The 9,767-nt window shown below is 43.3% G+C and carries 7 protein-coding genes and 1 pseudogene; 6 read left to right on the top strand and 2 right to left on the bottom strand.

Annotated features, from left to right (window positions below; all coding sequences use genetic code 11):
• Together CAG58_RS15435 and CAG58_RS15430 are read left to right on the top strand one after the other, a co-directional pair.
• The coding region (locus CAG58_RS15435) for a CNNM domain-containing protein (protein ID WP_161439751.1) at positions 1–952 on the top strand (952 nt) is incomplete at its 5' end.
• 53 nt (positions 953–1,005) lie between these two features.
• On the top strand, positions 1,006–1,536 hold the full coding sequence (locus tag CAG58_RS15430; protein WP_202598328.1) for an MgtC/SapB family protein: 531 nt from the start codon (positions 1,006–1,008) through the stop codon (positions 1,534–1,536).
• 916 nt (positions 1,537–2,452) lie between these two features.
• On the opposite strand, the gene CAG58_RS15425 is transcribed toward CAG58_RS15430, so the two are convergent.
• The gene (locus CAG58_RS15425) at positions 2,453–2,704 is read right to left on the bottom strand and encodes a hypothetical protein (RefSeq protein ID WP_161429751.1); all 252 of its coding nucleotides are present in this window, start codon (positions 2,702–2,704) and stop codon (positions 2,453–2,455) included.
• A gap of 829 nt (positions 2,705–3,533) precedes the next feature.
• Here CAG58_RS15425 and CAG58_RS15420 point away from each other — a divergent pair.
• The 4 genes from CAG58_RS15420 (at position 3,534) to CAG58_RS15405 (ending at position 9,290) form a co-directional block, all read left to right on the top strand.
• Positions 3,534–3,716, top strand: coding sequence for a hypothetical protein (locus CAG58_RS15420; protein ID WP_237666030.1), 183 nt, complete (start codon positions 3,534–3,536; stop codon positions 3,714–3,716).
• 500 nt (positions 3,717–4,216) lie between these two features.
• Positions 4,217–4,870, top strand: coding sequence for a TetR family transcriptional regulator (locus CAG58_RS15415; RefSeq protein ID WP_161426497.1), 654 nt, complete (start codon positions 4,217–4,219; stop codon positions 4,868–4,870).
• 5 nt (positions 4,871–4,875) lie between these two features.
• On the top strand, positions 4,876–6,192 hold the full coding sequence (locus CAG58_RS15410; RefSeq protein WP_161426496.1) for an HlyD family secretion protein: 1,317 nt from the start codon (positions 4,876–4,878) through the stop codon (positions 6,190–6,192).
• Entirely contained in the window at positions 6,189–9,290 is a 3,102-nt protein-coding gene (locus tag CAG58_RS15405; RefSeq protein ID WP_161426495.1) for an efflux RND transporter permease subunit, read from the top strand. The genes CAG58_RS15410 and CAG58_RS15405 overlap by 4 nt, the downstream gene beginning before the upstream one ends.
• Positions 9,291–9,604: 314 nt before the next feature.
• Here the strand turns inward: CAG58_RS15405 and CAG58_RS15400 are convergent.
• Positions 9,605–9,767, bottom strand: a pseudogene (locus CAG58_RS15400) (group II intron reverse transcriptase/maturase); the annotation flags it as partial.

The following is a 9,767-nucleotide window of genomic DNA, read 5'->3' as shown; positions in this document are numbered from 1 at the left end:
CTTTGTAATCATTGAATTTTCGTTAATGGGCGCACGTCGCCACCGTCTTGAAGAAATGGCTGTGGAAAGCGCTTCAGCTCGCGCAGCTTTGAGAGGTATGAATGACCTGACGTTGATGCTAGCGGGTGCTCAATTGGGTATCACCTTCTGTACCTTTGCACTTGGCGCAGTCACCAAACCAGCAGTTGATCATTGGATTGGTCCAGTGTTTGTAGTAATGGGCTTACCAAATTGGGCTGCCGATGGTGCGGCCTTCGGTGTCGCACTTTTCGTAGTAACATTCTTACATTTAGTGGTCGGTGAAATGGCACCGAAATCCTGGTCTATTGCTTACCCGGAAAAATCTGCACTTGCGGTTAGTATTGTAGCGCGTGCTTACGTATGGCCTTTACGTCCACTTCTGAACTGGATCAACCGTATCGCCAATCGACTAGTAAAAGCATCGGGTGTTGAGCCAGTAGAAAGCGCGGCTGTAGGTGGGCAAGATATCAATACTATTCGCCAACTCGTGGAGCATTCCGGTAAAGTTGGTACACTGAAACCGAATATACAAAAACAGCTTTCTGGTCTCATAGATATGAGCTTAATTCCAATTGAAACCTTGGTAACTGAAGATCAAGTAATGGCGCATGTGGATGAGCATGCAACCGTTGCAGATGTTCGTACTCTTTCAATGGAATCTGGACACTTGCGTATTCTAGTATTCGGCAGTCAAGGCTTGAAGCCGCTTGTAGTTCATGTACGTGATACCTTGCTAGAGCCTGCTGACAAACCTGCACGAGAAATTGCACGTAAGGCTTACGTCATAGACGCTAAAATGCCAATATACGAAGTACTGGCACGCATGCGGGAAGTGAGTGTGCAACTTGCTGTCGTAAGCAAAGACGATAAGATGATTGGCGTAGTCACGTTAGCAGATATTCTAAAACATGTTATGCCAATAAGAGAATAGCGGACTAATAATCGTGCAGATGTGGGACAAAACGTCATCGAAAGCGATAATGTTTGAATCATAATGATGAAGCACAAAAAGTAACAATTAGGAAGGTAGTCATGTGGCAAGATATATGGAATACAGTGCTGTCGGAATTCTCCGATATCCCCGATGTGGCTCAAGTTACACGTATCACATTGCGCCTTCTGGTTGCTGCAATCCTTGGCGGTTTATTGGGATATGAGCGGGCCCGGCATGGTAAGAGTGCAGGTGTTCGAACGCATATGCTGGTTGCCATAGGGGCCGCACTCTTCGTTCTCATTCCTCAACAAGCAGGGGCATCAAGCGCAGATTTGAGTCGCGTATTACAGGGTTTGACTGCAGGTGTAGGGTTTCTCGGGGCTGGCGCTATAATAATGGGGACGAAAGAATTCGAGACTCGGGGGCTGACTACGGCCGCAGGTATATGGGTAACAGCAGCAATCGGCATGGCTGCGGGAATGGGGCGAGAATCGACCGCTGTTCTGAGCACTCTTATAGCACTTCTCATCCTTTCTTTAGTTCCTTTGATTTACCGAACTAGGAAAGGAAACGAAGAGTGACACGCGAGAATAAATGGAGCTGTTCAGCTAACAATTAACTCGAATGGGTCCACTCAATTAATTGATAAGACAGAAAAGTCAATAACATGGGTAACCGAGGGAAACACGACACAAGAAACTAGTATAGAGAATGTCATTAAAGAGACATTGGCATATATGTTTCTGTTACCCTGTTAGTATTTTGCAGAGTCAGGTCAGAATGCATTATATTTGTAGTGATTCCATTACATTGGAATAAGCTGGTCTACCATACTTTTCGCATTACATACGTTAATTCATTGCTTTCTAATTTAGGAAAACTCCAATAAAGAAATGTCCAACAATCTGTTGGACATTTGGGGAAAAGCAGCTCCCTTTTAACCTCATAGATTAAATCACGGTGTTAACAAAGAATGGGGCTGATACTTGTTAGTTCGTTTTTGCTAGAGCCTCTTGCAAAATTGTGCAGCAAGCGCTGCACAAATTGCGAAACAGCTTGTTTCGTTATTATCCAATTGCCGAACCTAAACTTAAGTGATGTAGATGAGCTTTGACAAAAAATGGTATATCACGGACTTTAAATTAACGGAGACGCTTCCTATTGAACCTGTTTAGATGAGTGTAGACACGTAACAATGTCAAAGCTATATTTACTTATCATCGTCATCGGATGAAATCGCGGCTCGCCATCTAAGATATACGACATGACACAAGAAACTAAAAGAATTTGCCTTTCCGACCAACAGCGTCGTGAAGCAGTTACTCGCTTGATGAGTGGAGTTATTGTGAGTGAGCATCGTGCCCACAATATCAAGAAAGTCCGCAGTAATGTTATACAACAGATGTGCGCTGCATTTACTAAGGCCGTTCACGCTGAGTAGCAACTACTAGTAATTCTTTCACAACCTTCAAAGGTGTTTTGTTATCTAGCCAAAAGCTAGCGCTGTTGTGGCGTTAGCTTTCTCTCTAGAAATTGAATGAAAATGTCATCTTCTATGTAAAACAGATCATAACCAACATGCTGAATACCCTCTTGCAAGATTTCCGTGATTTGCCCTTTACCATCGTTCTCGAGTGAAAACTCTCGTTGAAGGTTATACATCAACTGATTGAACCGAAGGTCAGCATTGTTGCTCCAAAGCTCCTTCAAAAGTGAAAGCGTAGTTTCTATTCGTTTAGGGTCACGCATTGGGGTGCTCCTTGTAGCCTAACGTCAAAATACATATTTGAATCAATTTTTATGGTGTTAATTATCAGCGTCAGGGGGAAACACGTCTAGTGCGTACATACATCTTATTGAGGTGTTCCCAAAGTATTATTGCTTAAGGGCGAATACCAAAAGCAACGTTGAATTTGGCATATTAACTCAAAATATGCATTAATTTTGGTATCGCATATAAAAAATGCAGGATGCAATATCCCTTCAACCACTTTGTATCAATTTTGTGCAGGAGTCTGTTAGCACCTATAGTGTTGGGATCGCTTTAGTCTCGAGGACGAACCTCATCGAGAAAAAAACAATATGAACCTGATTGATAATAACTATATCTTTACTTAGTTATTACTTAGTCTTTTCCACAAACAAAAGCAAACTCATCACGCAACCTGCGTGATAAGTTTTTTAGCTCGGACTCGGAGAAGGAGTCAAGAAAAGGTTTGCCATTAATGTACCGCGCTCTCTTGGACAAAATCCGCTGCCTAATTGTGCAACAGGTTGTTTCGTAAATCACCTCTGCTCCAACCCGGTTCTGATCTCGTAGCTTCGGCAATAGAACTAACTAATATGCAAAATATGCACATTGCTTATCAAGCAACTATCGAGAATTCCTCGGTAGTTGAACTGTTGCAATTTTTGCAATAGTTGCCCGAGCAACGAGAAAGCTCAGTGATTGAAGATTCTGCAACAACTCATATCTGCCCCGTGCCAATTTAGCCCATATTTACCTAACACTTTTAAGCTATCTTCTTTTCCTAATCGATTGTAATGCGATAAACCTAAAACATACTTTAGATTTGGTATGAGCATGTATTTAATGCGAGTGAAAATTGAAAAAAATGAAGATGGCGAACACTATTTCTTAATACCTGATGAATTACAAAAAGACTTGTCTTGGAACGAAGGTGATCCAATAGAATGGGTTGATAATGGTGATGGAAGTTGGACTTTAAGGAAGCTCAGTCCAGTCAGCTCGAAGCATTAAAACTCAGAGCATTTGAAGACCCAGACGTGAAAGCTGAGTATGACCGACTAAAGGATGATTCTAAGTTTGATCTTTAGATAAGCTATTCTGGTTGTAGTCAAACTACCAAACAACAAGTTTTCTAATTATGCAACGGCCTGTTGCATAAACCACGGCTACACTCGGTGTTTCGAGCGTTTATCAATGTACAAATAAAAGTTCAACTTTACGCAAAATTTCAGTAATGATGCGCGGTGGCTACTGACTCGGTGGCTATTCAGTCTGAGTTTTAAGGTCTAAATAAAGGTAGTTGAGATTTGTATGTAGAAAATGTTCATTCCACAATTCATCCGAGTAGCTCTTGTAGTCTCGCACTATCCAGCCATTTTCTATCTAAGTATCGTTCACCATCCAAGATTAAAAATTAATCACTGACTTAGATATCGCTTAATTATTGTCCTTTCAGTAATTTTACCGTCACTCTATAATTAATCAGCCTTTTAATTAAAGAGATTCTACGTGTGACTACCCATAATAGAAAAGCAGGTCGTCCCAAGGACAACGATATAGACGTTAGGAAAAAGCTTATCAAGCATGCTCGTGAACTGTTCACGTCTATGCCTTACGATAAAGTTTCAAATCGTCAAGTTGCCAATCAAGCTGGTGTGAACATAGCAATGATTCACTATTATTTCGGCAACAAAGAAGGGCTATTTGAAACGGTGATACGAGAAACGATCAATCCTATGAAAGAACGCATACAAATGATGGTTAAAGACAGTTCACAAAAGAACTTTCTCGACATTATGCGAACCTATTATCATGAAATGTACAAAATTCCACAGTTTCCCCGTTTAGTGTTTCAAATAATGCACATGGATGCCTCGGAGACTCAGCGCAAACTGTTCGAAAAAGTGTTCGCCGATATCAGTCAACCCATGCAAACGGTGATGTTTGACAAGCTTGTTAACAGCAATATTTTAAAACCTGATGTCGAGCCTGAATTATGCAAAGTTTCCTATTTTAGCTTGATGGCCTTTCCATTTATTGCTCCGCCAGGGCTCCTTTCTCTCCACGGCATTGAGCTTTCTGAAGACTTCCTTAACCGACTTCTTGAACACAATATCAAACTGATGACTGATGGTATGCTACAACCCCAAAACTTGCAGGATTAACACTTGTGAAAATCAATAAAAAATTACTGTTTTTTCCGGCGCTTGCTATAGGGGTAATCACTTTAGTCGTTGCCATAAAACTTAAGCCTGATCTACCCGTTAAACCTGCTGGCGATCGCGCACGTTTGGTGGAAACTGTCTCATTGCAACGCCAAGCGATAGCGCCACAAGCGATTGGCTATGGCAAAATTACGCCCAAGGTCGAATGGAAAGCTATCGCGGAAGCGACGGGCAAAATCGTCTATCGACACCCTAAATTAGAAAAAGGTCAAATTCTTGAGGCCGGAACAGAAATACTGCGTATTGATCCACTCGACTACCAACTTAAATTGGTTCAGGCACAGGCGGAGCTTAGCTCTGCACAAACTTCTCTCGCCAAGCTAAATCAAGAAGAGCGAAACCTAGAACAAACGCTTAAAATTGAGCGCAATCGCTTAGTGATCGCCAATAAAGAGCTGGAACGTAAACAAAACTTACGTACCAAAGGGCTTACATCACAATCAGATGTTGATCAGCAAGAACAAAGCACACTTTCCCCACGTAAGTTAGTGCTCGACATTGAAAATCAAATCGGTTTAATGCCCGATGAAAAACGGGTTGCCCAAGCTTTGGTCAAAGTTAATTTGTCTAAAGTGGAAGAAGCGCATCGTGCACTGGAAAAAACCATCATTACTTTGCCTAATGACCTACGTATTTCACAAGTTGATATTGAGGAATATCAACTTGTGAACCTGCAGCAAACTATGGTAACTGCACACGGTATGGACGTAATGGAAGTCGAGGCTCAACTCTCTATCCATGATATGCGTACGCTTGCCTCAAGTATTGCTGAAGTTAATCGTAACACATCAGACATCCCCCAACCAGATATGACCTTTATAGACGCGAGCATTGAATTCAGCAGTGGCAATACGAAGGCGAGTTGGCCTGCGAAAGTGAGCCGAATTAGCGGAACCGTAGACCCAAATCAGGCCACCGTCGGTGTAATTTTGGAGATTCAACAAGATTACCGTCAAATAAATCCAAGCTCGTTACCACCACTTGTCAACGGCATGTTCGTCAGAGCATTTATCGAAGGTCAGCCGAACTCAAGTTGGATAATTCCTGAACGAGCACTCCATGGCGATAAAATCTATCTGATGGATGAGAACAATAAATTGGTGATTCAATCCGTGTCGGTTCTCTACCGTCGTGACAACCAAGTTGTGGTAGAAGGAGATTTGGAGCAGGGGCAAAAGCTTATTCTCAATGATCTGTTACCCGCGATTAACGGCATGCTACTTAAAGAGGCTGAAACAGGCCACGAGGAGTCAGCGTTATGATTCGATTCTTCGCCAAACATCCAACCGCAGCCAATCTGCTGACGTTGTGTTTGCTCGTCTTGGGGGTAACATCCTTATCCACGATTAAGCGCGAAACTTTCCCAGCATTCGATCCTGCTTACATAATAGCAGGCGTGGTCTACCCGGGCGCGTCTCCACAAGAAGTAGAAGAGAGTATCTGTGTTCGAATGGAAGACGCGGTTGATGGTCTTGCTAATATAGAAGAAACTCAATGTGAAGCGGTTGAGGGCTCGGCAAGACTTATCCTAAAGCTTAACGAGAAAGCTGACATCGGAAGAATGCTGGTTGATGTGCAAACCCAGATCAACTCGATCAATGACTTTCCAAAGGAGATTGAATCTCCGGTGGTACAAGAACTGGATTGGAATGAACCAGTTGTGGACGTGGCTATCACCGCAAATACCACGTGGCCAGAACTGAAAGCTTACGCAGAACAGCTTAAGCGTACATTAAAGCTCGATTATGGCGTTTCTCTGGTTACTATCGCAGGGTTTTCTGACCATCAGTTTCGTGTCGAACTGGACTCGCAAGCCATGCGTCAACTTGGCTTGAGTGTCGGCGACATCGCCACTCAGATTGGCCGCCAGAATATTAAATTACCTAGTGGTAATATTGAAACGCCAGACAAAAACTTTCTTATTCGTTTCGATGAAAGGCGTACAACACCGGAGCAACTTGAACTGATCGTCGTTGGTTCTGGCGCAAACGGCTCACAGATTCGACTTAAAGACATCGCTACCATTACCGACCGTTTTGAATTAGATGAACAGAAAGTGCTTTTCGACGGTCATCCTTCAGCCTTGCTTAAAATCAGCAAGAATAAAGAAGATGATGCGCTTAGAATCAAAGAGCGTGTTGCTCAGTTTGTTGAGCAGCAACAAGCCATCGCCCCTGATGGTGTCAGACTAGAACTCACTAATGATATCTCGTCTGTACTGTGGGACCGGTTAAGCATGATGTTCAATAATGGTTGGCAAGGTATTATTCTGGTATTCGCAACCATGTGGCTGTTCTTTAGTTTTCGTTATTCACTCTGGGTTGCCGCTGGATTACCCGTTGCTTTTCTTGGTGGCTTGTTCCTGATGGCGCAGCTCGGGTTGTCAATCAACATTATGTCTCTGGTCGGCTTGCTGATGGCGGTCGGTATTATGATGGACGATGCGATTGTTATTGCCGAATCCATTGCCTCTCACTTAGACAGAAGGGAAGATGTTGATAATGCTGTCATCAATGGTGTTAAAAAAGTCCTTCCTGGGGTTGTTTCTTCTTTGCTTACCACGGTGTGTGTTTTCGGTAGCTTGTTGTTTTTGCAAGGCGAAATGGGTGCTGTGCTCAAAGCCGTTCCACAAGTGCTGATTCTGGTTTTGATACTGAGTTTAGTTGAGGCATTTCTTATTCTTCCTAACCACCTATCGCATTCACTGCATAAAGCGAAGAATGGAAAACCATCTGCAAAATTTAAAAAGAAATTCCTTGATGGTTTTGAGAATTTTCGTAATACAACCCTCGTCAACGCAGTGGAGAAAGTGGTTGAGTTCCGCTACGCCTTTATCGGTGGAGTTATTACATTACTTTTGATTTCCATTGCTACCTTAGCTGGTGGTTTGCTCAAGTTTCAGCCTTTCCCGGAGTTAGACGGTGATATCGCCGAAGCACGTATTATTCTGCCCCCGGGGTCATCACTTTCTCAAACTGAGGCCGTGGTTGACAAGCTGGTTGCGTCTGCTCAGAAGCTAAACAAAGAATGGACACGAGATGTTGAAAACGATGTTCCACTAATTGAACATATAACCAGCCAGTTTAATGCCAATGCTGACGCCGACGAGTCGGGGCCACATATCGCCACCGTTCGACTTGATCTACTCGGTGCAGAAAGCCGCAATGCCGTGATTGATGAGTTCATTGCCGCTTGGCGTCAAGATATTGGTGAGATAGCCGATCCCATTTCGCTGGTCTTTAAACAACCAACCATGGGGCCGGGTGGACGTGCGATTGAAATCCGCGCTAAGCATGATGATCTCGAGAAACTTAAGGCTGCCTCAACCGATATCCAGCAATATCTAAACGAGTTTGATGGTGTGCATGGTGTCTTGGACGATATGCGAATGGGTAAAGAAGAGGTACTTGTCAAACTTCGGCCTGGCGCAGAGACATACGGTATCAACGGTCAGTTGGTGGCTAACCAACTACGTGCGGCCTTTTTTGGTCAGACCGCAGATGAAATTCAGGTTGGTGTTGAAAACATCTCAATTGAAGTGCGTCTCGCCAAAGTTCAAGCGGGCGATCTACAACAGTTGGCAAATTTCCCAATTATTATGTCGGATGGTAGTCAGATACCACTGGCGACCATAGCAACGTTAGATTTTCAACGTAACTATGTTCGAATTCAGCGTGTTGATGGCCTAAGAACCATTAGCGTATTTGGTGATGTGGACCATACTAAAGCTAACTCAACCGCTATCATCGCTCAATTCCAACGTGAAGAAGCGTCCAAACTGATGGCGAAATACCCAGGGTTGCGTTTCGATTTTGAAGGCCAAAGCAAGGATACCGCCGAAACTGGCTCATCAATGGGTAAAGGTTTTCTACTTGGTCTGCTTGGTGTGTTTGCAATACTCAGTTATCAGTTCCGCAGCTATCTAGAGCCTGTCGTCGTTATGCTTGCGATCCCATTAGCGTTCATTGGCGTGGTTTGGGGACACATATTGCTCGGCCACTCATTGAGCATGCCTAGTTTGTTGGGTTTTGTATCGCTAGCTGGCATAGTGGTTAATGATTCGATCCTACTAGTGCAGTATATTCGCCATCACGTCGATGAAGGAGACAGTGTTCATGACTCGGTGGTTAAAGCGAGCCGCGAGCGTTTCAGAGCTGTGTTTTTGACCTCAATGACAACGGCCGCAGGTTTACTCCCTTTATTGACAGAAAGCAGCTTGCAAGCTCAGGTCATTCAGCCTTTAGTCATCTCTATTGTGTTCGGTATTTTTGCTTCAACCTTACTGGTGTTATTTATGATACCGGCGGCCTATTCGGTGCTTGCAGACTTCGGTTTAGTGCATAAACACGAGGAAATTTAAATAAATCGGGTTGCACTGACCCGCATTGTAATGTATGAAATCCTTGTTGTTGCAGTTGTGTTTGTTCTCATCATTAAAAACATTATTATCTGAGTTTTTAGGTCTGGATACTGATGAACTGTATCAGTAGTTGTTAAACGAGTTTTCTATACTTGAAATTATTCATCTTTCGCTAATTTAAGTCAAAACTCTAAGAAGGTTTTGTCGAGTAGACGACACCTGTTACCAAGTGTCGTCCCTCTAAGAACCCAGCGTGCAACTTTCACCGCACTAGGCTCAAGCCTTCACAAAGGCACCTGATGGCACCCAGCAACTTATAAAGCAGCGAGAGCAGGCTCATGCCAAGAGTTACGGCATGGCTTCTTTGATTTTCTCTTAGTCAAGTATTCTTGGTATTGAGGATCAAAAGGCGTAGCGGCACTCCTGATTTTCACATGTCTCTCTATTGGCACCTTAGCTATTTGGAACAGATTGAAC

Origin of the sequence: Vibrio sp. V31_P5A7T61, assembly GCF_009904895.1 — a bacterium.
Taxonomy (GTDB): domain Bacteria; phylum Pseudomonadota; class Gammaproteobacteria; order Enterobacterales; family Vibrionaceae; genus Vibrio; species Vibrio metschnikovii.
Note: the sequence above shows the minus strand (reverse complement) of the source record. Positions and strands in the feature narration are given on the sequence as shown.

Excerpts from the sequence above, each read along its gene's own strand:
- CAG58_RS15425 (WP_161429751.1), bottom strand. The coding sequence starts at position 2,704 with ATGCGTGACCCTAAACGAATAGAAACTACGCTTTCACTTTTGAAGGAG.
- CAG58_RS15420 (WP_237666030.1), top strand. The coding sequence starts at position 3,534 with ATGAGCATGTATTTAATGCGAGTGAAAATTGAAAAAAATGAAGATGGC.
- CAG58_RS15405 (WP_161426495.1), top strand. The coding sequence starts at position 6,189 with ATGATTCGATTCTTCGCCAAACATCCAACCGCAGCCAATCTGCTGACG.